Below are 25296 nucleotides of genomic sequence, written 5' to 3'. Positions count from 1 at the left end.
AGTGTGCTGTTCTTCGTGCCTTTGAAGGTTGGATATCATTAACCGTCGAATGAGCTTTAGAGGTGGCTTGCATTCAGTTATTTTGGTGGGTACAAATTCGCCACGTTGGCATGTAAGCGCTTGGGTGCCTTTTGGCACCCACGGGCTTGGGTATCAGAGTGACTCATAAAATTATGAGGGGTACGAGTCTCAAGAAAGTTCCTCTGCTAAGCGAAAGAGTTCAAGAGATGGGCTCCCTTGCTCAAAGTAATCTATCACGCTCTTATATTCATCGCTAACCTTGAACTGTCGCATAGTAGGCTTTTGGGGGTCTTTGTAGTTCTTTAATACACCTTTCTCTAGTAAGCCAGGTAGAAGGTTTACGGCGGATAGTTTCTTTCTTACTTCCTCTTGCTTTCTCGGATAAAAATTCCCGCGCTGATAAAATAGCCTGAATACTTTTAATAATTCCGCGAGTACTGTTTCTTTGTTTTGTGCTTCCTCTTCTTCTTTTTCAGTCAGTAGATGTTGAATCTGCGTCAGGTCACAGGTGTTCGAGAAGAGGCCACTATGAATTTTTATTGTAACCCCGGTTCTGGGATTGATGTCGTTAAATTGGGAGCTTTCGAATCTGGTGCCCTCATTCATTGGGCACTCCCAGAAATACTCGTAATTATCGAAAGTGCAATCGCGCAGCGTTCGATCTCTAAAATCAAATATTGGTTTTGCAGAAGAGCTTCCGAATATATCCATAAGTGCCATCCCCACTAGCTCGTTGCCCTTCAGGAATAGCTTTTCTATCAGATCTGTCCTGGTTTCAGTGTTGGATTGATTGCTCTCTGAGCTTTGGAGTAGGCAAAGTAAAAGGGAGACGATTGAGGAGATTAAAGTGTTGCTATCCTCATAGTCTGCTGCAGACTCTATTATCTCTATGCAAAATAATAGTAAGTCGTCATGCATTTCTATTCTATCGCATACCGACTCAATGAAGCTGCTGTCATATTTCAAATAACCTGCGATCACTCTAGCTGTTTGTTCATTGAGTGCTGCTATGTCTTTCTGTTTGAAAAAATATACGAGATGTAGCGCGGTAAAGTAGACGTCAAAAACGTCATATCTGAATTGTATTTTATTGTCCGAGCACACTAGCAGCGTGTGGCCTTTGATTTTTTCGATCAATGCGTTGTCGGGCTCTGCGACAATTTTTTGAAGCTCTTGTTTTATGTCATAAAGGTCGATGCCGCTTTCTTTGCTAATGGCAATTCGAATAAATAATTCTATTTGCTGGTCTACGCTTAAACCGCCGAGCTTTATGGTTTCTCGGTCGCATACCTGTGCGATCAGAAAGTCGGTATGATTTTCTGATGACAAGTATCGGCTGGTTATTTGTTTTGTTAACGTGAAATCTTCGCTTTTAGAGTTTATTAAATATCCAATCATATCTAGGAGGAATGGAATGTAAACACGCTCTGCATCACCTTGTTTGGTTTTGGTTTCGATTGCTAGCCTTTCGGCGATGGCCATTGCATTTGCGATGCGCTTCCTGTCACCAGCTAATTTTTGGTTGAAGAACTCATGCGCCAAATTGCTATTAAATGCCTTCAAGATAATTTCGGGAAGAAGGATTTTCTTTCCTACTTCGCTCCAGAAATGATCTCTGCATGTAATTAGAAATTTCGTCTTCCGCAGGTCGGACGAGTACTCGTGAAAAATTGAGGTTATAAATGCTTGTACATCAAATCGATTCCCTAGCTTTGCAATTACCTCATCAATACCGTCTAGAACGACGGTTAGACTTCCGTTGTCTATAGATAGCTTGAGAAGGTCTTTGTTGAATCTAGATGAGTCGTTACCATCTGCGTCCATCTGGGCGCGGTAGAAGTCAAATACGTCACTAATCTTTGGGTTTCTGGAAAGCTCATTAATGATTTCTTTTGAATCGATGAATAAGATTCCCTGGTCACTCTCTTCTGAATATATTTGATCAAGGAATTGCTTGGCGAGCGTGGTTTTCCCTATTCCGCCATGCCCGCTGACAATGAATAGAGGTTCGTTCTCTGTTCGATACCATTCTTTAAGTTTTTCTAGTGCAGGAAGGTCGTGCTCTTCATCTAAATCATAAAGGCCGTTGACATAGATCGGCAGGTTGAATTTTTCATATGGTAGCAAGCAGTCTTTATATAAAAAGCTGCGCCCGAATTCGTCTACGAAATAGACGAATTTCGTGCCAAATAATTTGGATATATTCTCTTTTCTCTTCGCTACATCCTTCAGTGCCGGCTTGTCAATTAGTATGATTGAAGATTCCGGTTTAGAGAGATATCCTTTGCTCTTTATCTCCCCAAAGGTTTTTCCTTGGTTTGAGCTGTCATGTATATAGATAAAATCTTTTCCGCCATCAAAACCATCTGTGAGTTTGTATACTTCGTAAATGATGCTGTCTTTCCAGTTCTTTACTCTTACTGGGTAGTTTTCTGCGAGAGAAAGGCTGGAGTTCTTGTCCATAAATAATTGGACAGTTTTTTCAATACTTCTTTCAGTTTGCTGTACTCCCGGTTCGGGAAGGATGATTTTTGTAAAGAAATCTGAGCGTCTGAGCGCTTCAAATTCTTCTTTAAGATTCTGGTACTCGGTTGGAGTGGCGGTTCTAACTTCATCGGTTTTTTGTCCTTTTCGTATTAATACTCCTCCCTCATCGATGTGTCTTGTTTTTGTTTTTAACCCAGATTTAAGCTCTGTTATGTATCCTCTGATTGGGATCTCAATTACTAGTAGGGAGCATCCTTCGTGGCTTACAATATGAATGTTTATATCGGTTAACGTTGGGGTGGTGTATTTTTCTAGGCGGCGAACTAAGTCTTTTCTGAAGGTATGAATGTTGCTAAGCTGCTTAATTTTTGATAGTTCAATATCAAAAACTTTCTTCTCTACTTCCGAATAGCCGATCACCAAGTAGCGAGCTTTTCCGGTATACCCTAGGTATCCGTTTGATAGCGAGATAATATCTTTTATTAGCTCGCCCCACAGATCTGCCATTTCTGAAGAGGGGGTATCGTTATCCCAATACCACTGCCTTTTAAACTCCAGAATAGGTGATTCATGCTCAGAGATCAGCTCAATAATACTTGCTTTCATTTGCGATATTCCGTGTTTGCTCTAGCTGTAATGAGGCTATAGGTGGCAGACCAAGATTTCTTGCTGATCCCTGCGCTCAAGGGGTTTGTATGGTTCGACATTTGGGAAAATCCGAGCATCCCCAAAACTGCTGCCCCGCTTTTGCGCCTGATTTCACTGTGCGAATCAGTAGTGCACTGCCACATTTCGGGCATTGCCGCTCTGCTGTTGGGTCGCTACGGCGCTTGAGGTTTTGCACATGCTCGCGGTGGGTGGCGAGCGTCGGCGCGCGGCGGCCGGTTTGCAGGGCGTGCTGGAGGGCGTCTACTTCAGCTTCGCTGAATACGAGCTGTTGAAATGACTTGATATAGCGGATAAAACCGATGCCCTGGGTGACATTGGCTGGCACTTCAGTTTTGAAAGTGCTGCCGCCGACAAAGGTGATCACCGAATGCAGGTGCTCGGGGTTAGTGCCAAGGGTGGCTTCCAGGGCCTTGAGGTGCTTGTAGTTCTGCCGTAGCGGATTCTGGAATTTGAACGTGCGCTTGTAAATCTTCTGCGTCCACTGCGGCTGTTTCTCGCTGCCGAAGATCCAGCCGCTCATGTTCTTCGTTTCCAGCACGAAGATGCCGTAGGGCGAGAGGAATACGTGGTCGATCTGCGTGGTGCCGTCTGGCGTGTCCAGCGTGACATTGTGCAGACGGCGGTAGGTCTGTTTGTCCAGCTGCCAATGAGCGAACAGCCGCACCAGGAGTTCGCCAATATGGCCCTTGGCCCAAGGTGACTTGAGCAGGCTGAGCAGCAGGGCTGCCGGGATAAACCAGACCAACATGCCCCAGACCTGCGCGATGACGGGAGTGAAGTCCATTTCTCTGCCTCGATTGATTCAGCCACTGGCCGGAGCTTACCGAAAGCGAGTGTAGTTGGATGAATCTTTGGTTCTATTGATCCAGAGCCATTTCGATGCACTGCCATTCAGGCTTGAGCCGATAGCGAAGATAGGCGATGAAGGCTCTGTCGCGCAGACGCCTGAGGGAAGACGACCCTCGCGCTTCATGGATGCAGTCGATCGTTTCAGCAAGCCAGGCGGAGTCGAACGCTGTCCAGATGGGAGGAATGGGCGCCTGCATGTTCGAGTAGCAAGCGGGGGCGACGTCTACGAAGAACGCCGTCTCGATGGCTGAGCGTTCATAGCCTTTAAGGTTTCTAGCAACGCTGGCGTAGTCGACGGCGTTATCTACGAATACGTCCGAGAGCGCTGCCCAAAGCCTGACTTGGTCCTGCCGTATCGAAAGACCTCCCATTAGAAGACTCGAATTTGTCATTTGTCGCTCCTGCGAACCCTACACACCGTGGCTATTGAATCAACCCGACGCTTTGATCGAGCGTTGGGTTTTGCTCATCTGCAGCAGGCAGCCGGAGCCAACCGCGCACTCGGTCATGCTGGATATACCAGCGGCCTTCACGCTGGGCGAAGGGGATTGATTCCCTGGCGCTGGCGAAGGGGCCTGGGTTTTGTTGGGCTATTTCCAGCGTGTCGCTGCCGACGCTGGCAATGATCGCAACGTGCCCATAGCGGTTGAGCAGCGAGGGGGCGAACACCAGCAGGTCGTCCGCTTGCGGCGGCGCGGTACTGCCGTTGGTGAATTGCAACAGGCCGCGCCGGGCGTTCAGGGCGCCGTCACCGACCTGTGGATCGAAGAAGTCTTTGGCATGCCCGTAGCTGTCCGGCATGCGGTGGCCGTGGCGCTCGAAGTAGTAGCGTTTGACGAACTCGACGCACTGATAGCGAAGGCCCAGGTTGTATCCGTCCTGAGTCAGGTTACGGCCTTGCACCGTATTGACCCCACCGTTGTAGTAAATGGCTACGCCGTTTAGCTCATCGAGCGGCTCGCCCACGGCATGCTGGGGGTTGGGGTCTAGGCGGGTAACGGTGGTAAAAACTGCCAGCGCGGCTAGCGGCAGTAGCACACCGGCCGCGAGCAAGGTGCGTAAACGTTTTCTCATATCAAGACTCGCTGCCGCCAGGTTGGCGCGGCACTGTGGCAGTCAGCGTGCTTTACGCTCGAACGCGTCTATCTCGGCGAAGGCTTTTCGGTGCTCGGCTTGCGAGGCGTACTCACCAACGATTTCCTTGACTGCCTTTCCGGTGAGGTTGTCGCCCGTTTGAGCGTCGCGAGAGAAGGTGACTGCGAAACGCCTACCGGCTAGATCCAGGTAGAGGTAGTAATAGTCTTCCGGCTTGTTCGGCTCGACGAATGCGCTGTAGGCGTAGCGGATGCGGTGGGTGAGGTCTGGTGGGTTGAGCACCAGTGCCTCGGTATCGATCTGTTCGAAGTCGCTGCCATCGAATGCCTCGGCTGCGGCATAGGGGAGTTCGCTCAGCTGCTCGCGGGTAAAGGGCTTGGGCTGGCTACGCAGCATGGTGACATTGCTGGCGCCACCGTCGGCTTCGATGTTGCGCGTGGTGTACATGCCGCGCGTAAACCATTGGCTCGCGTCGAACATTTCTTCGATTTCAAAACCGCCGTAGTACATCATTATTTTCTTAGGCATCTCGCCCTCCTTGGCGTTTAGATTAGGCGCAGCGGCTAGGCTGACGGCGATAGCGGCGTACCCGAGTAGTGTTCTGATAGCGGTTTTCATAGCGGCTTGAATTCCAGCAAGGCTGCCGGCACCCCGGTCGGCGAATCTCCCGCGCGAACCGGACGAACCGCGCCTTCAGCGTCCAATGGGTAACCTATGGATTGCTCATATCCGTCGCGACTGTTGGCGTGGCGTACGAGAGCCTTATCGTGATCGCTGGCCGTTTTGAGGGGTGGCTGTGGTTTGGGCTCGTTAGGGCGTTCGGCGCTGATGTCGTTGCTCGCCTGACGGTGAGCGTCCAGGCGTTTTTGATAGTGACTCAGCTGGCGCCTGTACACCCTCATAGCGTTTGCGTCCGCTTGGACTCTAGAGCGGGCACTTGTCAGTCCGGCTCGGTCTTCGGCGTTTCCATAGGTCTGATCGTAGTTGCTGCGCCGCGCAAACGCCCAGACCGGGGTTTGGGCCGTGTTGGCTATAAGCTGCGCCAGGCTCCTGTCGTAGCGTGGATCTTCACTTTCACTCACGTACAGATCCGCCTCGATGCCGAGACCGGTGCGGCACGCGTAGGAGTGGATCTTGCCCCTCAAGTCGAACGCTTCGGGCTTGAGCATCTGGGCTTGAGCGTCGCGCATACGGTAGCTATCAGCTTTGGCGAGTTCGTAACCAAACTCGATGCTCCCCACCAACCCATGGGCAAACAGGTCGAGCTGCTTTATCTCTCGATTTTTGCTGATGCGTAGGTTGATGAAATCAAGCAGGTGGGCGATCGAATCGAGCTCCCTATACTTGGCGCCATAACGGGTTTCGACCACGTCCTTCACCGCGTCGAGCAGGGGGCGGTCATAGTCTTCGGTGAAAATGAGGAAGATGCGCTGGGTAGCGTCGTCCGCGCTTGCTTCTGGGTAGAGGCGGACCTGGCGGATGCCTTGGTTGATGAAGCGCATCTTGTTGCCTTTTTGGCCCCGCAGCCTCTCCATGATCGTCATATGCGATGCACCGACTACGGTAATGAAATCGCGCTGCAGCGAAACGGGGATCTGCTGAATTGCATGCTCGGCGCTGGTCCTGCCTTGGTGAGGTGCTGTCACTGCATCTGTCCTTAGAAGCGAATGCCCTGTTGCTTGAGGTGCTTGGCCGCATCCCGTCCCCAGCGAACGACCACGGCCTGCGGGTCGTTGGTAAACACGCGCTCGGTATTGCCATAGGCGTTGGTGTACCCGACGAAACGCTGGCCGTCGGCACACTCCACGCAATACAGCGCGTCCTCGACAGGCTGGCCGGTCGTGCTGTCGATCAGCTGATATTGCTCGCTGTGCCGGGGTAAAACCTCAGGTGCGGTGAAGGGTGCACTGCCCGATTGGGTTCCGACCAGGACATCTCCAGAGCCGGTAACGATAACCCCGCCGTGAGCGGTGGCGCTGCCCAGAAAGGCGATGGGCTGGCCGTTGATCAAGATGCTACCGATACCTTCGGCAACCGCATCTCCACAGGCCGTACTGTCCCCGACCCTCAGAGTGGGCAACCCATTGATCAATACGTTAGGAGAGCCGCTGGTGGTGGCGTTAGTGCCGTGCCCGGTTTTTGGACAGGCATTTAGATCGGTAAGTCGAGCGGCGGGTTTGGCCATGGTTGAACGTCCTTGTGCATGGGGTGCGCATTCTGGGCGGTATCGGTGACTCTCGATGTGGTCGAGGTCACTGTTCGAAGTGTTGGTATCCGGCAGGCGTCCCCGCAGCATGCCTAGAGTATTGATCCATACCTTGTCATTCGGAGGTGTTATTCGTGAGCCGATTAGCGAGCCTATTCGGCTCATCGCGTGAGCCGAATAACGGTGGAGATTCAGCTCGCTGCCTAACTCCAGCCGGCTGCTTGTTTCGAGTGAGCTTGATCAGCGCGGCCTTTTTATGGCGTTCAGCGCTCGTCGAGGATGCCTTTAGACGTGCGTTACTGTCCGGCATTAGCCAGCTTGACGACATAGCCTGTCGCTTCCGGCAGCTGAACCCGTACTGAGATGCCTATATCGCCTTTGGCCAGTGTTTCGATGCACGCCACCGTGGAGCGCGAAACGCCTGCGCGGTGGGCCACCGCCGGCTGGCTCATCTTTGCATCAATGCGCGCCCCCGTTTCAGCATTTTCGGAGACGCCAGAGCGATCGATGCTTGACGATGTGGAGCGTGCTCCAAGCGTTACAGGCGAACGGGACTGCACTCGTACCTTGGAGCGTATCGGGCTGGCGATGCGGCTTTTCCATCGCGCATGAAAAAGCCGCGCAATGCGCGGCTTTGGAGTTGGTGGGCCCACACGGACTCGAACCGTGGACCAAAGGATTATGAGTCCTCTGCTCTAACCAACTGAGCTATAGGCCCTCAGAGGCGGGCGGATTATACCGGTGGTGTTGCGCGTGCGCCAAGCGAAGCTGTGCGTGCAGGGCTGTTTTGATAGGCCAGAAATGCAAAACCCCCGGCGCGGGCCGGGGGTTCTGGTTTACTCGTCGAGGAAGGAGCGCAGATGCTCGCTTCTCGTCGGGTGGCGCAGCTTGCGCAGCGCCTTGGCTTCGATCTGCCGGATTCGCTCGCGGGTGACATCGAACTGCTTGCCGACTTCCTCAAGGGTGTGGTCGGTGTTCATGTCGATGCCGAAGCGCATGCGCAGTACCTTGGCTTCCCGTGCGGTGAGGCCGGACAGCACTTCGCGAGTGGCTTCCTTGAGGCTCTCCACGGTCGCCACGTCGATCGGCGATTGCATGGCGGAGTCTTCAATGAAGTCCCCCAGATGCGAGTCTTCGTCGTCGCCGATCGGGGTTTCCATGGAGATCGGCTCTTTGGCGATCTTCAGTACCTTGCGGATCTTGTCCTCGGGCATTTCCATGCGTTCGCCGAGCTCTTCAGGCGTGGGCTCGCGGCCCATTTCCTGCAGCATCTGACGGGAGATGCGGTTGAGCTTGTTGATCGTCTCGATCATGTGGACCGGGATGCGGATGGTCCGCGCCTGGTCGGCAATGGAGCGAGTGATCGCCTGGCGAATCCACCAGGTGGCGTAGGTCGAGAACTTGTAGCCGCGGCGGTATTCGAACTTGTCGACCGCTTTCATCAGGCCGATGTTGCCTTCCTGGATCAAGTCGAGGAATTGCAGGCCGCGGTTGGTGTACTTTTTGGCGATCGAGATAACCAGACGCAGGTTGGCCTCGACCATCTCTTTCTTGGCGCGGCGAGCCTTGGCTTCACCGATCGACATCCGACGGTTGATGTCCTTGATGTCGGCAATCGCCAGTACGCATTCCTCTTCCAGTGCGAGCAGCTTCTGCTGGCAGCGCTGAATGTCTTCCTTGCGTGCAGCAATGGCTTCGGCGTACTTGCTCTTGCCGCTAGCCAGCTTATCGGCCCAATCAAGGTCAGTTTCATTGTTAGGAAACTGGCGCAGGAAGTCTGCGCGCGGCATGCGTGCGTCGCGAACGCAGATCTGCATGATCGCGCGTTCCTGGGCTCGGATCTGGGCCAGGGCGTCGCGTACACGTTCTACCAGCGCATCGTACTGCTTGGGGATGAGCTTGATCGGCATGAACAGGATGGCCAGTTCCTGCAGGGCATCGGTCGCCTGCTGGCTGCCGCGTCCATGCTTCTTCAGCGCCTTCTTGGCGACGTCGAGCTGTTCAGCGACTGCGCCGAAGCGAATGCGGGCAACTTCCGGATCCGGACCGCCATCGCCTTCTTCTTCTTCGCTGTCAGAATCGTCTTCGTCTTCGTCGTCCTTGTCGTCACCGGCCGGCTTTGCCGCTGTCTGCGGTGTAACTGGCTCGACTTCTGCCTGCGGGCCGGCTGCGCCGTCATCGTCAGGGTCGATATAACCGCTGAGAATGTCGGAGAGACGCCCACCTTCGGAGGTGACGCGATCGTAATCGGCAAGGATGCTGTCGACGGTGCCCGGGAAATGGGCAATAGCACTCATCACCTCACGAATGCCTTCCTCGATGCGTTTGGCGATTTCAATTTCGCCTTCGCGGGTCAGCAGTTCGACGGTACCCATTTCACGCATGTACATGCGCACGGGGTCGGTGGTGCGGCCAATGTCGGTTTCGACAGCGGCAAGTGCCGCCGCGGCCTCTTCGGCTGCGGCTTCATCGGTATCGGCTTCGGCCAGCAACAGGGCATCGGCATCCGGGGCAACCTCGAATACATTGATACCCATGTCGTTGATCATGCGAATGATGTCTTCCACCTGTTCCGGATCGGAAATATCCTCCGGTAGGTGGTCATTGACCTCGGCGTAAGTCAGGTAACCCTGCTCACGGCCACGCTGGATCAATTCTTTGAGACGGGACTGCTGTTGCGCTTTTCCGGACATATAACCCTATCCACTGACGGTTCTGGCGGGCTGAAAACAAGCTGAGCATTATAGCCGAGCAAGGACCTCACGCGCCAGTTGAGGTCGATATAGCGGGTGTTGAGTTGCGATTTAGCAGGCTGCGCAGCTGCTCTTTCTCCTCTGCGCTGAGTTCACCCTGGCGAGCTTTACGTAGCAGCGTTTCAAGGCTGCGTTCGCGTTGTCTGGCAGCAAGGCTTGTTATGGTGTCGAAAAACTGTTGTTCAAGGTTATCGGCCGAGATAAGCCATTCTTTCTCGGCAAGCGCGCGTAAAAGGCGCCCTTGGTCGGTTCCATGCCAGCGAGCTATCAATTGCAGGCTGCGCAGTTTGGGGTTCTTCTGCAGGGTTCCAAGTAGTGCGACCAATAACTGCGCGTAAGTGTCGTCTTCGGCCGCGAAGTGGCTGACATCTTCGACTTTCTGTGCGAGCTCCGGATGGTGTAGGAGGGTGCGCAGCGTTGTCAGAGCCGGTGGTTCGACTGCGGCGGGGGTTCTTGGGGCACGCGGCTTTTTAAAGTCTGGACGCTGGCCAGGTTTTTTCCAGTCCTTTTTCCACTCTTTCTTGCTGCCGGGCTTTGGCTCGGGTGGGGTGGGTGGTGCGTAATAGTCGCCTTCGTCGTGCGCGGAGGCGGTGTCGTAGTAAATGCTGTCGTCATATTCCGGCGCGGCGCTCGGCGCTGCGGTGCTCATCTGCTGGAGTGCTTCGCTGTGCAGACCGGTGATCTCCCCGAGGCGCTGCCGCATCAGTGCTCGCAGGTTGTTGCCGGGGATTTTTTCGATGAGCGGTGCCGCCAAGGTCGCCAGGTGGGCTTTGCCTTCCAGTGAGCGTGGGTCGGCTTCTTCACTGAGCTGCTGGAAGAAGTAGTCGGCCAACGGTTGCGCCTGTTGCTGGATTCGAGCCCTGAAGGCGTCGGTGCCTTCGCGGCGCACCAAGCTATCCGGGTCTTCGCCTTCCGGCAGAAACAGAAAACGCGCGCGGCGGCCGTCCTGCAGGTTTGGCAGCGCCGATTCCAGGGCGCGCCAGGCGGCCTTGCGGCCGGCTGCGTCACCGTCGAAGCAGAACAGTACGCTGGGTACGATACGAAACAGCCGCTTGAGGTGCTCGTCGCTAGTCGCTGTGCCCAGTGTCGCGACGGCATTGCGCAGCCCTTGCTGCGCCAGTGCAATGACGTCCATGTAGCCTTCTACGACCATGATTTCATCCAGGTCGCGATTGGTTTTGCGGGCCTCGTAGAGCCCGTAAAGCTCTTGGCCTTTATGAAATACCGGTGTTTCCGGCGAGTTCAGGTATTTCGGCTTGTCATCGCCCAGCACACGGCCGCCAAAGGCAATGACGCGCCCGCGGCTGTCGCGGATCGGGAACATCACCCGGTCACGGAAGCGGTCATAGCTTCGGCCGGTTTCGGCGTTTTCGATCAGCAGCCCGGCGTCAATCATTGCCTTTTGTTGAAGGGCGTCGCCGCCCAGGTGCTTCATCAGATTGTCCCAGCCGGGTGGGGCGAAGCCGAGGCCGAAATCCCTTGCGATAACGCCTGAAAGGCCGCGTCCTTTCAGGTATTCCACCGCGGCCTTGCGTGCCGGGTGCCCCTTAAGAGACTGCCGATAGTACTCGGCGGCGGATTCGAGCAGCGGATACAGCGGCGAATCCACGGGCTGGCGTGGTTTGCGCCCTGGTCCGCTTTCTTCGCGCGGCACTTCCATGCCGGCGCGCTTGGCCAGCTCCTCGACTGCCTGCGGAAATTCGAGGCTGTCGTGATCCATGATGAAGCCGAGCGCGTTGCCTCCAGCGCCACAACCAAAGCAGTAGTAGAACTGCTTGTCCGGGCTCACGCTGAAGGATGGGGTCTTTTCCTTGTGGAACGGGCAGCAGGCGGTGTAGTTCTTGCCTGCTTTTTTTAGTTGGATGCGCGAACTCACCACTTCGACGATGTCAGAGCGGTTGAGGAGGTCGTCAATGAAAGATTGCGGGATCAAGCCGGCCATAGGGGTATGAGAATACGCTCGCAGTGTTCAGGCCGGAATGAAAAAAACTCCGGCCATTCGCCTGTTAGCGAAGCGGAGTCTCCTTCAAATGCAAAGCCCGGCATTGGCCGGGCTTGATGCAGCGTCAGCTGTACTGGATCAGTACAGGCGAACGCTGCGGCGCTGTTCGCGCTGCACTTTCTTGGCGTGACGCTTGACTGCGGCAGCAGCTTTACGCTTGCGCTCAGCAGTAGGCTTTTCGTAGAACTCACGGCTGCGGACTTCGGCCAGAACACCGGCCTTTTCGCAAGAGCGCTTGAAGCGACGCAGAGCTACGTCGAATGGTTCGTTCTCTTTAACTTTAACGTTGGGCATCCAGGACGTACCTTCACTTGTTTACCGGTTACAACGCGCTTCGGCAAATATCGCGAGCACGCTGGTTTTAAGGGTTGCGGATGTTAACGCCTTGCCGCGTGGATTGCAAAGCCCCCTGATCGAAAAGCGCTGGTCGGTCGCTGGCCCCGGCGATTAATATGCGCGGCTTCATTCGCTTCTTTGGAAGGTCGTGCCCATGTTGGTACTGGGGCTGGAAACTTCATGCGACGAGACCGGCGTCGCGCTATATGACAGCGAGCACGGCCTGCTGGCCGACGCCCTGTTCAGTCAGATCGATCTGCACCGCGTCTATGGCGGGGTGGTGCCAGAGCTGGCGTCCCGTGATCACGTCAAACGGATGCTGCCATTGATCCGTCAGGTGCTTGAGGAAGCCGGGCGCGAATCGAGTCAAATCGATGCGGTGGCCTACACGGCAGGCCCTGGTCTGGTCGGGGCGCTGTTGGTTGGCGCCTCCTGCGCCCAGGCAATGGCGTTTGCTTGGGGTGTGCCTGCAGTGGGGGTTCACCATATGGAAGGGCACCTTCTGGCGCCAATGCTCGAAGAACAGCCTCCGGCGTTTCCCTTCGTTGCGTTGCTGGTTTCCGGTGGGCACACACAGCTGGTTCGAGTCGATGGCATTGGCCGCTATGAACTGCTGGGCGAATCAGTGGACGACGCCGCCGGAGAAGCGTTCGACAAGACGGCGAAGCTGATGGGGCTACGCTATCCCGGCGGTCCCGAGATCGCAGCGCTTGCCGAGCGCGGCACGCCGGGTCGTTTCACTTTTCCCCGACCAATGACCGATCGCCCCGGGCTCGATTTCAGTTTCAGCGGCCTCAAGACGTCCACCCTGACGACCTGGCAGCAACGCCAGAGTGCCGGCGATGAGGGCGAGCAGACCCGCTGCGATATCGCGCTGGCTTTTCAGCAAGCCGTTGTCGATACGCTGACCATCAAATGTCGACGTGCTCTGCTGCAGACGGGTTTGCACAGTCTGGTCATCGCCGGTGGCGTGAGCGCCAATACGGCATTGCGCCAGAGTCTGGAAAGGATGCTCGCCGAACTGAAAGGGCGGGTGTTCTATGCCCGTCCGCGTTTCTGTACCGACAATGGGGCGATGATTGCCTACGCCGGCTGCCAGCGTTTGCTGGCTGGCCAGCAGGATGGTCCCGAGATTTCGGTACAGGCGCGCTGGCCAATGGAAACGCTTCCGGCGATTTGACGCCGGTTAGCTTAAAAATGTCGCTCTCTGCCTTTAGACAGGTCGCGCAGGTTGTTACGGTGACGCCAGGCGACGAGCGCGGCCAGCAATGCCATAGGCCAAAGCGCCGTAGGTTGCATCCAGGCAAGAAAGGGCAGGCAGAGCGGTAGTGCGACCAGTGCGGCCAGTGAACTGGTGCGTGACAATGTGAAAACAGCCAGCCAGATGAGCAGCGCCAGCAATGCCGTTGCGGGATGCAGGCCAAGCAAGACGCCAGCGGCGGTGGCCACGCCTTTGCCCCCACGGAAGTGGAAGTACAGCGGATATGAGTGGCCCAGTACGGCGGCAAGGCCAATCCAGGCTTGTTGCTCGATCGTCAGGCCCAGTGCGGCGGCAAGCAGCACCGGCAGCAGGCCTTTGAGCAAATCGCCGAACAGGGTGCTGATGGCCAGGCCTCTGCCGGCCAGGCGCAGCATGTTGGTGGCGCCGGGATTGCCGGAACCGCTTGCACGGGGATCGGGTGCACCGGTCAGGCGACTGAGTAGAATGGCGAATGAAAGCGAGCCGGTCAGATAGGCGAGCAGTGCTAATTGCCAGAACATGGCATCCATCCGGGGCAGGGAGCTCCTGAGTCTAACGGCCTGTAGAGAAGTTGTCGTGCCGTGGGAGAACGTTGCGTGGATACAGTTTTCATCGAAGGGCTGGAAGTGGATACGCTGATCGGCGCTTATGATTGGGAGCGTGGCATTCGCCAATGCCTGCGTCTGGACCTGACCCTTGGCTGGGACATTCGACCTGCCGCGCAAAATGACGAACTGGACAAAGCGTTGGACTACGCCGAAGTGACTGCCGCCATCGATCGATTCGCGCAGGCGTCACGTTTCGAACTGGTGGAAACCTTTGCCGAACGCTTGGCTGGCACTCTGATGAGCCAGTTCGGCATTCCCTGGCTGCGGCTTCGGGTGACCAAGCCTGGGGTCAACCCGCGCGCCAAAGCGTTAGGTGTGGAGATCGAACGCGGATGTCTCTGACGCGCGTACTGCTGGGGCTCGGCAGCAATAACCAACGTAAACGGAATCTGACTGCTGGTCTCGATGCGCTGGAAAAGCTGCTCGGAGAGATGCGCTGCTCGCCCGTTTTTGAAAGCCTTGCTGTGGGCTATAAGGGCGACCATTTCTACAATCTCGTCGTTTCCGGTAACACCGACTTGCCCTTGATGGAGCTAGACCGACGGCTCAAGTTCATCGAAGCGGACAATGGACGCTACGCGCCTGACCGCAAAGGTCTGCCGCTGGATATCGATGTGTTGATGTATGGCGACTTGCAGGGCAATTTTCACGGCTTGCAGCTGCCGCGGCCGGAGACGCTGAAGAACGCCTTCGTGCTCTGGCCATTGGCATTGCTGGCGCCGGATGTCGTCCACCCCGAGGCGGGGCGACGCTTTGCTGAGCTGTGGCAGGAGGCGGACATCGAGCAGCAGCTGTGGCCCGTGCGTTTCCAGTGGAAAGGCGAGGAGCTGACGCCGGCGTCGTTGTTGCTCGCCGCAGATCAGCGCTAGCGTTGCCGGCGCTAACCTTCCGTTGCTTCGGCTTGCGGCGCGGTAACCGGTGCTGATCAGTTGGCGTCGTGCTGCTGAAGACGCTGGTATTGGCGGACGGCTTCGAGCCGTTCACGCTTGAGAGCTTCGCCCAGCTCGGCACCCTTGAAACCTTGATCAATAAGTGGTTTTACCTGCACGGCGCGAACGTGCTCGGCAGCGCCGCGCAGATATTCGGCTTGCGGATAGGGATGCCCTTCGTGACGACTCTGCGCGTCCATGGCGCAGCAGGCAACAAACTGTTCGAAGCGCTCCGGGCGGCGGTAGATATCGAAATGCTGCAGCAACTCGAACAGCGTTAGCGCTGGCAGCGACATCGCCTGGTGGCCGAGTTGGTGGAATTTGCCGACCAGTCTGGCCAGCTCCTGGCACTCTCGTGGCACCTTGTAGCGTGCATTGATGACGTCGATCGTTGTCGCGGCTGCTTGGGTCGGTGCCGGGCCTGGGGTATCGAGGTTCTGGGGTTGGCCCAACGGCATGAGCAGACAGGCCCAGCGCACACTTAATGGTTGAGCCTGGATGGCGCACCTATGTAGCACCTTGAGCGTGTGCTTACCGGTCTGAGCACCATCCTTGAGCGGCGCTGTTGAGGTGAACAATTGATCGACTTCTGGAAACAGTTCCTTCAGCGCGCCGCAGTCGCGCAGCACCTGCACGAATACGTCCGGACGCGGCTCCATCAGCGCGCGGGAAATTTCCTTCCAGCTACGCTCCGGTGTCAACGCCAGTAGCTCCCCCGATTCGGCGAGCTGACGCATCAGCATCTGGGTTTCGGGCGCGACGGTAAAGCCGAGCTCGGCATAACGCGCAGCAAAGCGCGCCACGCGCAACACGCGCAATGGATCTTCGGCGAACGCGGGGGATACGTGCCTGAGCTGGAGAGCCGCGAGATCGGCCTGGCCGCCGTAGGGGTCGGTCAGTTGGCCCTGCTCATCCTCGGCCATGGCGTTGATGGTCAGGTCGCGGCGGATCAGGTCTTCTTCGAGAGTCACTTCGGGGCTGGCATAGAAGGTGAATCCACCGTAACCCCGACCGCTTTTACGCTCGGTGCGGGCTAATGCGTATTCCTCGCCGGTGACAGGGTGGAGGAACACCGGAAAATCCGCACCTACCGGGCGAAAGCCCTTGGCCTGCATCTCCTCGGCACTGGAGCCGACTACCACCCAGTCCACTTCTGTCACTGGGCGTCCCAACAACCGGTCACGTACCGCTCCGCCGACTTTATAGATTTGCATGCAACCCTCCGTTGCGGCGGAGGATAAACGAATGCCCCGAGGCAGCAAGCTGCGACTGCTCTCGGGGCCTCGATTTACCGCGATTGACGACCGTCAGATGGGCGGCAGCGCCAGGTTCATGCCGGGGTACTTGGCCTCGACATCCGGCTCGGTCCTTGGCGGCATGTGGTGGGTAGCGATCAGCTTATCGTCCTGCATCGACTGTAAGTGCACGTCGAAGCCCCAGAGCCGGTGCAAGTGCTTGAGAACCTCATCGGTCGAGCCGCCCAAGGGCTTGCGATCGTGTTGCTGGTGGCGCAGGGTCAACGAGCGATCTCCGCGGCGATCGACGCTCCAGACCTGCACATTGGGTTCGCGATTGCCGAGGTTGTATTGCGCTGCCAGCAGTTCGCGGATGGCGTGATAGCCGTTTTCGTCGTGGATGGCGGGGACCAGCAGCTCGTCCTTGTGGTCATCATCGAGGATGCTGAACAGCTTGAGGTCGCGGATGACCTTGGGCGAGAGGAACTGCAAGATGAAGCTTTCATCCTTGAAGTTGTTCATCGCGAACTTCACCGTGGTGAGCCAGTCGCTGCCTGCAATATCCGGGAACCAGCGTTTGTCTTCGTCGGTCGGGTGCTCGCAAATCCGGCGGATGTCCTGGTACATCGCGAAGCCCAGGGTGTAGGGGTTGATGCCGCTGTAGTAGGGGCTGTCAAAGCCGGGCTGATAAATGACGCTGGTGTGCGACTGCAGGAACTCCATCATGAAGCCATCGGTGACCAGGCCTTCATCGTAGAGGTCGTTCAGAAGCGTGTAATGCCAGAAGGTCGCCCAACCCTCGTTCATCACCTGCGTCTGGCGCTGCGGATAGAAATACTGCGCGATCTTGCGCACGATTCGCACCACCTCGCGCTGCCAGGGTTCCAGCAGCGGCGCATGCTTTTCGATGAAGTAGAGGATGTTCTCCTGCGGTTCGACCGGAAAGCGCTGGTCTCGCTGGCGCTCATCTTCCTTCTCACCAAATTTGGGAATGGTCCGCCAGAGATCGTTGATCTGCTTTTGCAGATGCTCTTCACGATCCTTCTGTCGCCGGCGTTCTTCCTCTGCGGAAATCGGATAGGGGCGCTTGTAGCGATCCACGCCGTAGTTCATCAGCGCGTGGCAGGAATCGAGCAGATCCTCGACCGCGTCGATACCGTGGCGCTCTTCGCATTGGGTGATGTACTGCTTGGCGAACACCAGGTAATCGATGATCGAGCTGGCGTCGGTCCAGGTGCGGAAGAGGTAATTGCCTTTGAAAAAGCTGTTATGGCCGTAGCTGGCATGGGCGATCACCAGCGCTTGCATGGTGATGGTGTTTTCTTCCATGAGATAGGCGATACAGGGATCAGAGTTGATCACGATCTCGTACGCCAGGCCCATCTGGCCGCGGGTGTAGGATTTCTCCGTGCTGAGGAAATGCTTGCCGTATGACCAGTGGTGATAGCCCAGTGGCATGCCTACCGAGGCATAGGCATCCATCATCTGTTCAGCGGTGATGACCTCGATCTGGTTGGGGTAGGTGTCGAGCGCGTAGCGTTCAGCGATCCGGCCGATCTCGCGGTCGTAGGTGCGGATCAGGTCGAAGGTCCATTCCGAGCCGGTGGAAATGGGCTGTCGTTTCATGTCGCTTACCTCAGCTAGCCATGCGCCGCTGGAACAGTTCGCGGAACACTGGATAGATGTCCCCCGCCGTTACCAGCTGCTGCTGGGCGAACGAGTCGCCGAAGGCCTCGGCCACCTGGTTGTATTCGTACCACAGCGCCTGATGTTCGCGAGGGGTGATTTCAACGTAGGAGAAATACTGGACGAACGGCATGATCTGATTGATCAGGATGTCCCGGCAAACCGGTGAATCGTCGTTCCAGTTATCGCCGTCCGATGCTTGCGCTGCATAGATATTCCACTCATTGGCCGGATAACGCTCGGCCATGATCTCCTGCATCATTTTCAGAGCGCTGGAGACGATGGTGCCGCCAGTTTCGCGCGAATAGAAAAACTCTTCTTCGTCGACTTCCTTGGCACTGGTGTGGTGACGAATGAACACCACCTCGATCTTGTCGTAGTTTCGCTTGAGGAACAGGTACAAGAGGATGAAGAAACGCTTGGCGATGTCCTTGGTGGCCTGAGTCATCGAACCGGACACGTCCATCAGGCAGAACATCACAGCCTTGGAGCTGGGGTTCGGGTGTTTCACCAGCAGGTTGTACTTGAGGTCGAACGTGTCGAGGAATGGCACCCGGTGAATGCGGGCACTGAGCCGCTCGATTTCTTCTTCAGCGGCCTGGATGTCAGTGAAGTTGGCGGGTTCTTCCAGCTTGAGTCGCGCCAGTTCGGCCTTGACCTCGCGCAGCTTGGCGCGGCTGCTACCCGATAGGGCGATACGGCGCGCATGCGCCGAGCGCAGGGTTCGAACGATGTTGATACGGGACGGATTGCCTTCGTTGCTGATGCCGGCGCGGACTGTCTTGAAGGTGTCGGTACCGGTAAGGTGGCGTTTGACCAGATTGGGCAATTCCAGATCCTCGAACATGAAGTCGAGGAACTCTTCCTGGGTAATCTGAAAGACAAAGTCATCCATGCCTTCGCCGCTGTTGCTGGCCTGACCAGCCCCCTGGCCGCCGCCACCGCCTTGTGGCCGAGGTATGCGCTCACCGGCGATGAATTCCTTGTTACCCGGATGAACGATCGTTTGCCGACCGCCACGTCCGTGGTGAAGGATCGGTTCATCGGTGTCTCGGCCGGGAATACTGATCTGCTCGCCGTGCTCCATGTCGGTAATGGAGCGGCGTCCAACGGCCTCTTCCACGGCCTTTTTGATGTGTCCTCGGTATCGCTGCAAGAAGCGCTGGCGATTGACCGTGCTTTTGTTCTTGCCGTTCAAACGGCGGTCGATCACGTAACTCATACGAGCCCTCCGGGCTGAGCTGGAAGTCCTGAGCCTGGAGCCGGAAGCGTGTTGCATCTGCTTCCGGCTCCGACTCCATGCCCTCAGCTGCTCTTACTGCGATTTACGTACGCGCAGATACCATTCCGAAAGCAGGCGTACCTGCTTCTCGGTGTAACCGCGCTCGACCATGCGAACGACGAAGTCGTTGTGCTTTTTCTGATCTTCCTTGCTGGCCTTGGCGTTGAAGCTGATGACTGGAAGCAGGTCCTCAGTGTTGGAGAACATTTTCTTCTCGATCACCACGCGCAGCTTCTCGTAGCTGAGCCAGGATGGGTTCTTGCCGTTGTTGTTGGCGCGCGCGCGCAGCACGAAGTTGACGATCTCGTTGCGGAAGTCCTTTGGGTTGCTGATGCCGGCCGGCTTCTCGATCTTCTCCAGTTCTTCGTTGAGCGCCATACGGTTGAGAATTTCGCCGGTTTCCGGGTCCCGGTATTCCTGATCCTGAATCCAGAAATCCGCATAGAGCACGTAGCGGTCGAAGATGTTCTGACCGTACTCGCTGTAAGACTCGAGATAGGCAGTCTGGATTTCCTTGCCGATGAAATCCACGTAGCGCGGCGCCAGGTATTCCTTGATGAAGCGCAGATAGCGCTCGCGCACCTCGGCTGGGAATTGCTCCTGTTCGATCTGCTGCTCCAACACGTACAGCAGGTGAACCGGGTTGGCCGCGATCTCGTGCGGATCGAAGTTGAACACCTTGGACAGGATCTTGAAGGCGAAGCGGGTTGAGAGCCCATTCATGCCTTCGTCGACGCCGGCGGTGTCGCGGTATTCCTGGATTGATTTGGCCTTGGGGTCGGTGTCCTTGAGGTTCTCACCGTCGTAGACGCGCATTTTCGAGTAGATGTTGGAGTTTTCCGGTTCCTTCAGGCGGCTCAGCACCGAGAACTGCGCCAGCATCTTCAGCGTATCGGGCGCGCAATGGGCCTTCGATAGCGAGCTGTTGAACAGCAGCTTGTCGTAGATCTTGATCTCGTCGGTGACCCGCAGGCAGTACGGCACCTTGACGATATAGATGCGGTCGATGAAGGCTTCGTTGTTCTTGTTGTTGCGGAAGGTATGCCATTCCGACTCGTTGGAGTGAGCCAGCAGGATGCCGTTGTAGGGAATCGCGCCGAGGCCCTCGGTGCTGTTGTAGTTGCCCTCCTGGGTTGCGGTGAGCAGCGGGTGCAGCACCTTGATCGGTGCCTTGAACATCTCGACGAATTCCATCATGCCCTGGTTGGCACGGCACAGAGCGCCTGAGTAGCTGTAGGCGTCGGCGTCGTTCTGCGGAAATTCCTCAAGCTTGCGGATATCGACCTTGCCCACCAGGGCAGAAATATCCTGGTTGTTCTCATCACCTGGCTCGGTCTTGGCCACTGCGATCTGATTGAGGATCGAGGGGTATAGTTTGACCACGCGGAACTGACTGATATCGCCGCCGAACTCCTGCAGCCGCTTGGTGGCCCAGGGCGACATGATGGAGCTGAGGTAGCGACGGGGAATGCCGTAATCCTCTTCGAGGATCTGTGCGTCTTCAGCCGGGTTGAACAGCCCCAGCGGCGACTCGAACACCGGCGAGCCCTTGATGGCATAGAAGGGCACCCGCTCCATCAGTTGCTTGAGCTTCTCGGCCAGCGATGACTTGCCGCCGCCCACCGGGCCTAGCAAATAGAGAATTTGCTTCTTTTCCTCCAGGCCCTGCGCGGCGTGGCGGAAATAGGAAACGATCTGGTCGATGCAATCTTCCATCCCGTGGAAGTCTTCAAAGGCAGGGTACCGACGGATAACCTTGTTGGAGAAAATCCGCGACAGTCTCGAGTCGGCAGACGTGTCGATCAGTTCAGGCTCGCCAATTGCCATCAACAGGCGTTCGGCTGCAGTTGCGTAGGTTCCCCGGTCTTCCTTGCACAGGTCGAGGTATTCCTGAAGCGAATACTCTTCCTGACGGGTTGCTTCGAATCGTTGCTGGAAATGGCTGAAAATGCTCATTGACTTCACCTCGGACGATGCTCGGAGCCGGTGTTGTCATCATGCATTCAGGTACGGCCGACTTACCGGCCTGTGGAGTTCCCCCGAACACCTGATGGTCGAAACTGAGGCCCGGTAGCCGCTGCACGACTTCCACCTGTTTGGATGGCCTGCACTGAAGGATAGTTCGGATTCAGCAAGTTCAAGGGGGGAGTGACGTTTTTGCCGCTGCGTTTCGTCGGAAGGGAGGCTCAAGGCCGCATTATCTGCGGCTTTGAGAGGGTGATTTTTTCAGGCGGGATCGCCCTGTTCAGTTTCTTGCGGAAACGCCTGTCGCCAAAGTTCGAAGCCACCGTCAAGGCTGTAGACGTCTGAGAAACCCTGGTTGGCGAGGTAGGCGGCTGCACTCTGGCTGGAGTTGCCGTGGTAGCAGACGACTACCAGCGGTCGGTCGAGATCAGCAGCCGCGATAAAGTCTGGCAAAGATTGATTGTCCAGATGTGTCGAGCCGGTGACGTGACCATTGGCGAAGCTGTCCGGATCGCGAATGTCGACGAACACACCGCCTTCACCGCGCAGCGATTGCGCCTGCTCGGGCGAAATACGTTTGAAGTCAGTCATGGCTTGGCCTCACAGTCGCAGCTGTACAGTTCGTTGCTGTCGATGTTCATCAGTGTCATGGAGTTGCCCCATACGCAGCCAGTGTCCAGCGCGTATACGTTCGGCTCGTCGCAGTTGCCTTCGAGTGCCGCCCAGTGGCCGAAAATGATCTTCTCGCCGCGGGTTTTGCGAGTGGGGTGGCTGAACCAAGGGGCGAACCCTGTGGGCGCCGAGTCGAGCCCTTCTTTGGCTTCGAGGTCCAGGGTCCCGTCGGCTTTGCAGAAGCGCATCCGGGTGAAGTAGTTGGTGATCAGCCGCAGCCTCGGGATACCGTTTAGCTCCTTACTCCATTTCGCCGGCTGATTACCGTACATCCCGTCGAGGAAGGGTTGCAGCATGGCGTCATCGCGAAGCGCCTGCTCGACCTCTGCCGCCCGCCGCAGGGATTTGCTCAATGTCCATTGCGGAGGAATGCCGGCGTGAACCATGGTGACCTGGCGCTCGGCATCGTGGTGGACCAGTTTCTGCTGACGTAGCCAGAAGATCAGATCGGCTCGGTCGGGTGCATCAAGGATCGGCTGGAGCGTATCGGACTTCTTCAGCCGCTCGACCTTGTGCGTCACGGCCAGCAGATGGAGGTCATGGTTACCCAGGACGGTCACACCTGAGCTGCCCAGATCGCGCGCGAAGCGCAGCGCTTCGAGCGATTGAGGGCCGCGGTTAACCAGATCTCCCGCCAGCCATAGGCAGTCACGAGAAGGGCTGAAATCGACTTGCTTGAGCAGGCAAAGCAGGGGTTCCAGGCAACCTTGCAGGTCGCCAACAGCGTAGGTAGTCAATGCAAGGCTCCCGGGACGGCCAGCCGAAACGGCGCGATCGTGGCATCGAAGCGGTGTCCGTCTTCGGCAAGCATCTGATAACTGCCCTGCATCGTGCCGACGCGCGAAGCCATCAGCGTGCCACTGGTGTAGACGTGTCGATGGCCGGGGGCTAGCACCGGCTGCTCACCGACCACGCCTTCGCCTTGTACCTCCTGCACCTGACCGTCTCCGTCCGTGATGATCCAATGGCGGGACAGCAGCTGCGCAGTGAGTTGGCCGTTGTTTTCAATGGTTACGGTATAGGCAAAGGCAAAGCGGTTTTGCTCTGGCTGTGACTGGTCAGCCAGATAGGCTGGGCGGACCGTGACGTCGATCCTGTAGCGGAGGTCTTCAGACATGGCGTGCTCCTTCGCGTGGTCGCTTTCAGCCGCGGGCAGATAATTGATCCGATAGTCTTACGAACGCGGCGAGGTCCAGCTGTTCCGGGCGCAGGCTGCCATCGACGTCGGCGGCAGCGATTGCGTCAGCGTCCAGCAGCCCTTTGAGCGTGTTTCGCAGGGTCTTGCGGCGCTGGTTGAAAGCCTGGCGAACCACGGTCTCCAGCTGCCGGTGATCGCGTGCCGGGTGCGGCAACACCTCATGCGGGACCAGGCGCACGATGGCCGAGTCAACCTTCGGCGCCGGATTGAACGCGCCAGGGCCTACGTTGAACAGGTGTTCGACGCGGCAGTGGTACTGCACCATGATCGACAGCCGACCCCAGTCACCGCCGCCTGGCACTGCGGCCAGGCGCTCGACCACTTCCTTCTGCAGCATGAAATGCATATCGCGAATCAGACTGGCGTGATCGAGCAGATGAAAGATCAGCGGTGTGGAAATGTTGTAGGGCAGATTGCCGACGATGCGCAGGCTGCCTGGCTCCTGGCTGAGCCGTGAGAAGTCGAACTTCAGCGCATCACCCTGATTGAGCGCAAAGTTTTCGCGCTCGGAAAATTTCTGCTGGAGGATCGGGATCAGGTCCAGGTCCAGCTCGACCACGTCGAGGTGTGCACCGCTGTCGAGCAATCCTTCGGTCAGCGCGCCCTGGCCAGGGCCGATCTCGACGATCCGCTCACCCGGTTTGGCATGGATGGAGCGAAGAATGCGATGGATTACGCCTGCATCGTGAAGGAAGTTCTGGCCGAAACGCTTGCGCGCGCGATGTTGGTAATTCTCGGACATATACAGCAGTCTCAGGAGCAGCTAAGCACGAGGCTTGAAGCTGGGGGCGAAAAGGCCCGCAGTTTAGCAGCTGCGATAGCCGAGGCGAGTGCCCCGCCGATAAGGGCAGTACGAGCCATTGCCGTCTGCAGACACGCAGGAGAGTTCAGAAGCAGTCCATTGCAAATCCTGGACCGAAATCTTGGTGTCCGGTAGGTTCCAGCCGCCCCGTAGTTTGTCGGATCCGCCTCGGTTGTAGCCGTAGCCTGAGCGCAGCCTACTCCTCACCTGGATACTGTGCTGATTGCTGGTCTAGCTGCCGCTCATCTCATACGCCGTCTCCAGTGCCACTTGCAGGCTGCCGGTATCGATCTGGCCCGTGCCCGCAAGGTCCAGGGCGGTGCCGTGATCGACTGAGGTTCGCACAATAGGTAGCCCGAGAGTGACATTGACGGCCGCGCCAAAACCCTTGTACTTGAGCACCGGTAAGCCCTGGTCGTGGTACATCGCCAGCACCGCGTCGCAGTGATCGAGGTGTTTGGGCGTGAACAGCGTGTCGGCCGGCAGCGGGCCGATCAGATCGAGCCCATCGCGCCGCAGCACCTCCAGCGTCGGTTCGATGATCTCGACTTCCTCACGGCCCAGATGTCCGCCCTCGCCAGCATGGGGGTTGAGCCCACAGATCAAAATCCGCGGCCGGGCGATGCCGAATTTTTCCACCAGATCGGCGTGCAATATCCGCGTCACACGCTGCAGGCGCTCGGTGGTGATGGCGGCCGGCACATCCTTGAGCGGCAGGTGGGTGGTGACCAGAGCAACCCGCAACCCTCGGGTGGCCAGCATCATGACGACCTGCCCGGTGCCCGTCAGCTCCGCGAGAAATTCGGTGTGTCCTGAAAAAGGGATACCTGCCTCGTTGATCACGCCTTTGTGCACCGGCGCAGTGATCATGCCGGCGAAGCTGCCATCGAGGCATCCCTTACCGGCTCGGGTCAGCGTGGCCAGAACGTAGTCGGCGTTTGCTGGGGTGAGCTGGCCGCTTATGGCTGGTGCACCGAGCGGTGTGTTCCAGACATACAGGCTGTTGGCGGGTGCCGGCTGGTTCGGCCAGTTGCCCGGCGCGACTTCAAGCAGGGTGATGTCCAGCCCGAGCTCTGCTGAACGAGTGCGTAGCAGCTCGGCACTGGCGATGGCGATCAGGGCGTGTGGATGGCTGTTGCGTGCGAGCAACAGACAGAGGTCGGGACCAATACCGGCGGGCTCGCCGGGCGTCAGGGCGAAACGTTTGGTGGTCATGTTGTTGCCTTCATACGGATGAAAAGAAACGGGCCGGCCGATTGGC

24 protein-coding genes and 1 tRNA gene are annotated in these 25296 nt (G+C 57.1%); 3 read left to right on the top strand and 22 right to left on the bottom strand.

Annotation, left to right across the window (positions count from 1 at the left end; all coding sequences use genetic code 11):
* Positions 1-189: 189 nt before the first annotated feature.
* From ACSSNI_RS06885 to rpsU, 12 genes are all read right to left on the bottom strand, one after another.
* Positions 190-3114, bottom strand: coding sequence for a P-loop domain-containing protein (locus ACSSNI_RS06885; protein WP_200636378.1), 2925 nt, complete (start codon positions 3112-3114; stop codon positions 190-192).
* A 76-nt stretch (positions 3115-3190) separates the two neighbouring features.
* Entirely contained in the window at positions 3191-3961 is a 771-nt protein-coding gene (locus tag ACSSNI_RS06880) for a nuclease-related domain-containing protein (protein WP_200636379.1), read from the bottom strand.
* A gap of 73 nt (positions 3962-4034) precedes the next feature.
* The gene (locus ACSSNI_RS06875; RefSeq protein ID WP_234484320.1) at positions 4035-4418 is read right to left on the bottom strand and encodes a DUF7079 family protein; all 384 of its coding nucleotides are present in this window, start codon (positions 4416-4418) and stop codon (positions 4035-4037) included.
* A gap of 31 nt (positions 4419-4449) precedes the next feature.
* Positions 4450-5100 (bottom strand): CHAP domain-containing protein, encoded by a 651-nt coding sequence (locus tag ACSSNI_RS06870; RefSeq protein WP_200636380.1) that lies wholly within the window; start codon positions 5098-5100, stop codon positions 4450-4452.
* A gap of 42 nt (positions 5101-5142) precedes the next feature.
* On the bottom strand, positions 5143-5649 hold the full coding sequence (locus tag ACSSNI_RS06865; protein WP_200636381.1) for a hypothetical protein: 507 nt from the start codon (positions 5647-5649) through the stop codon (positions 5143-5145).
* A gap of 86 nt (positions 5650-5735) precedes the next feature.
* Entirely contained in the window at positions 5736-6665 is a 930-nt protein-coding gene (locus ACSSNI_RS06860) for a hypothetical protein (protein ID WP_200636382.1), read from the bottom strand.
* A 113-nt stretch (positions 6666-6778) separates the two neighbouring features.
* Positions 6779-7306, bottom strand: coding sequence for a PAAR domain-containing protein (locus ACSSNI_RS06855; RefSeq protein WP_234484321.1), 528 nt, complete (start codon positions 7304-7306; stop codon positions 6779-6781).
* 317 nt (positions 7307-7623) lie between these two features.
* Complete coding sequence (locus tag ACSSNI_RS06850; RefSeq protein WP_200636386.1) at positions 7624-7779, bottom strand: helix-turn-helix domain-containing protein; 156 nt, start codon at positions 7777-7779, stop codon at positions 7624-7626.
* Between the two features lie 189 nt (positions 7780-7968).
* Positions 7969-8045 (bottom strand) — tRNA-Ile (locus tag ACSSNI_RS06845).
* A 118-nt stretch (positions 8046-8163) separates the two neighbouring features.
* Positions 8164-10020 carry an RNA polymerase sigma factor RpoD gene (gene rpoD / locus ACSSNI_RS06840; protein WP_200636388.1) on the bottom strand — a complete coding sequence of 619 codons (1857 nt, stop codon included), beginning with the start codon at positions 10018-10020 and terminating at the stop codon, positions 8164-8166.
* A 67-nt stretch (positions 10021-10087) separates the two neighbouring features.
* Entirely contained in the window at positions 10088-12022 is a 1935-nt protein-coding gene (gene dnaG, locus ACSSNI_RS06835) for a DNA primase (RefSeq protein WP_200636390.1), read from the bottom strand.
* Between the two features lie 138 nt (positions 12023-12160).
* On the bottom strand, positions 12161-12376 hold the full coding sequence (rpsU, locus tag ACSSNI_RS06830) for a 30S ribosomal protein S21 (protein WP_003283508.1): 216 nt from the start codon (positions 12374-12376) through the stop codon (positions 12161-12163).
* A gap of 196 nt (positions 12377-12572) precedes the next feature.
* On the opposite strand from rpsU, the gene tsaD reads away from it, so the two are divergent.
* Positions 12573-13598 carry a tRNA (adenosine(37)-N6)-threonylcarbamoyltransferase complex transferase subunit TsaD gene (tsaD, locus tag ACSSNI_RS06825; RefSeq protein ID WP_200636392.1) on the top strand — a complete coding sequence of 342 codons (1026 nt, stop codon included), beginning with the start codon at positions 12573-12575 and terminating at the stop codon, positions 13596-13598.
* Positions 13599-13609: 11 nt separating this feature from the next.
* On the opposite strand, the gene plsY is transcribed toward tsaD, so the two are convergent.
* Complete coding sequence (gene plsY / locus ACSSNI_RS06820; protein ID WP_200636394.1) at positions 13610-14179, bottom strand: glycerol-3-phosphate 1-O-acyltransferase PlsY; 570 nt, start codon at positions 14177-14179, stop codon at positions 13610-13612.
* A 75-nt stretch (positions 14180-14254) separates the two neighbouring features.
* On the opposite strand from plsY, the gene folB reads away from it, so the two are divergent.
* Positions 14255-14608 carry a dihydroneopterin aldolase gene (gene folB / locus ACSSNI_RS06815; protein ID WP_102837367.1) on the top strand — a complete coding sequence of 118 codons (354 nt, stop codon included), beginning with the start codon at positions 14255-14257 and terminating at the stop codon, positions 14606-14608.
* On the top strand, positions 14599-15135 hold the full coding sequence (gene folK, locus ACSSNI_RS06810) for a 2-amino-4-hydroxy-6-hydroxymethyldihydropteridine diphosphokinase (RefSeq protein WP_148923831.1): 537 nt from the start codon (positions 14599-14601) through the stop codon (positions 15133-15135). Before folB ends, folK begins: the two co-directional genes overlap by 10 nt.
* A gap of 56 nt (positions 15136-15191) precedes the next feature.
* On the opposite strand, the gene ACSSNI_RS06805 is transcribed toward folK, so the two are convergent.
* From ACSSNI_RS06805 to pdxA, 9 genes are all read right to left on the bottom strand, one after another.
* A complete protein-coding gene (locus tag ACSSNI_RS06805) occupies positions 15192-16409 on the bottom strand; it encodes a multifunctional CCA addition/repair protein (protein WP_200636396.1) in 1218 nt (405 codons plus the stop codon).
* Positions 16410-16502: 93 nt separating this feature from the next.
* Positions 16503-18056 (bottom strand): SpoVR family protein, encoded by a 1554-nt coding sequence (locus ACSSNI_RS06800; protein WP_148923829.1) that lies wholly within the window; start codon positions 18054-18056, stop codon positions 16503-16505.
* Between the two features lie 10 nt (positions 18057-18066).
* Entirely contained in the window at positions 18067-19338 is a 1272-nt protein-coding gene (locus tag ACSSNI_RS06795; protein ID WP_046162877.1) for a YeaH/YhbH family protein, read from the bottom strand.
* A gap of 93 nt (positions 19339-19431) precedes the next feature.
* Entirely contained in the window at positions 19432-21354 is a 1923-nt protein-coding gene (locus tag ACSSNI_RS06790; protein ID WP_159969146.1) for a PrkA family serine protein kinase, read from the bottom strand.
* A gap of 270 nt (positions 21355-21624) precedes the next feature.
* Positions 21625-21954 carry a thiosulfate sulfurtransferase GlpE gene (gene glpE, locus ACSSNI_RS06785; RefSeq protein ID WP_148923827.1) on the bottom strand — a complete coding sequence of 110 codons (330 nt, stop codon included), beginning with the start codon at positions 21952-21954 and terminating at the stop codon, positions 21625-21627.
* Positions 21951-22772, bottom strand: coding sequence for a symmetrical bis(5'-nucleosyl)-tetraphosphatase (locus ACSSNI_RS06780; protein WP_200636398.1), 822 nt, complete (start codon positions 22770-22772; stop codon positions 21951-21953). Before ACSSNI_RS06780 ends, glpE begins: the two co-directional genes overlap by 4 nt.
* A complete protein-coding gene (gene apaG / locus ACSSNI_RS06775; protein WP_148923825.1) occupies positions 22769-23152 on the bottom strand; it encodes a Co2+/Mg2+ efflux protein ApaG in 384 nt (127 codons plus the stop codon). Before apaG ends, ACSSNI_RS06780 begins: the two co-directional genes overlap by 4 nt.
* A gap of 25 nt (positions 23153-23177) precedes the next feature.
* On the bottom strand, positions 23178-23975 hold the full coding sequence (gene rsmA / locus ACSSNI_RS06770) for a 16S rRNA (adenine(1518)-N(6)/adenine(1519)-N(6))-dimethyltransferase RsmA (protein ID WP_200636400.1): 798 nt from the start codon (positions 23973-23975) through the stop codon (positions 23178-23180).
* 291 nt (positions 23976-24266) lie between these two features.
* Positions 24267-25250, bottom strand: a complete 984-nt coding sequence (gene pdxA, locus ACSSNI_RS06765; RefSeq protein WP_200636401.1) for a 4-hydroxythreonine-4-phosphate dehydrogenase PdxA — start codon at positions 25248-25250, stop codon at positions 24267-24269.
* Positions 25251-25296: the final 46 nt, after the last annotated feature.

Source organism: Stutzerimonas tianxiuensis (genome assembly GCF_053470365.1).
Note: the sequence above shows the minus strand (reverse complement) of the source record. Positions and strands in the feature narration are given on the sequence as shown.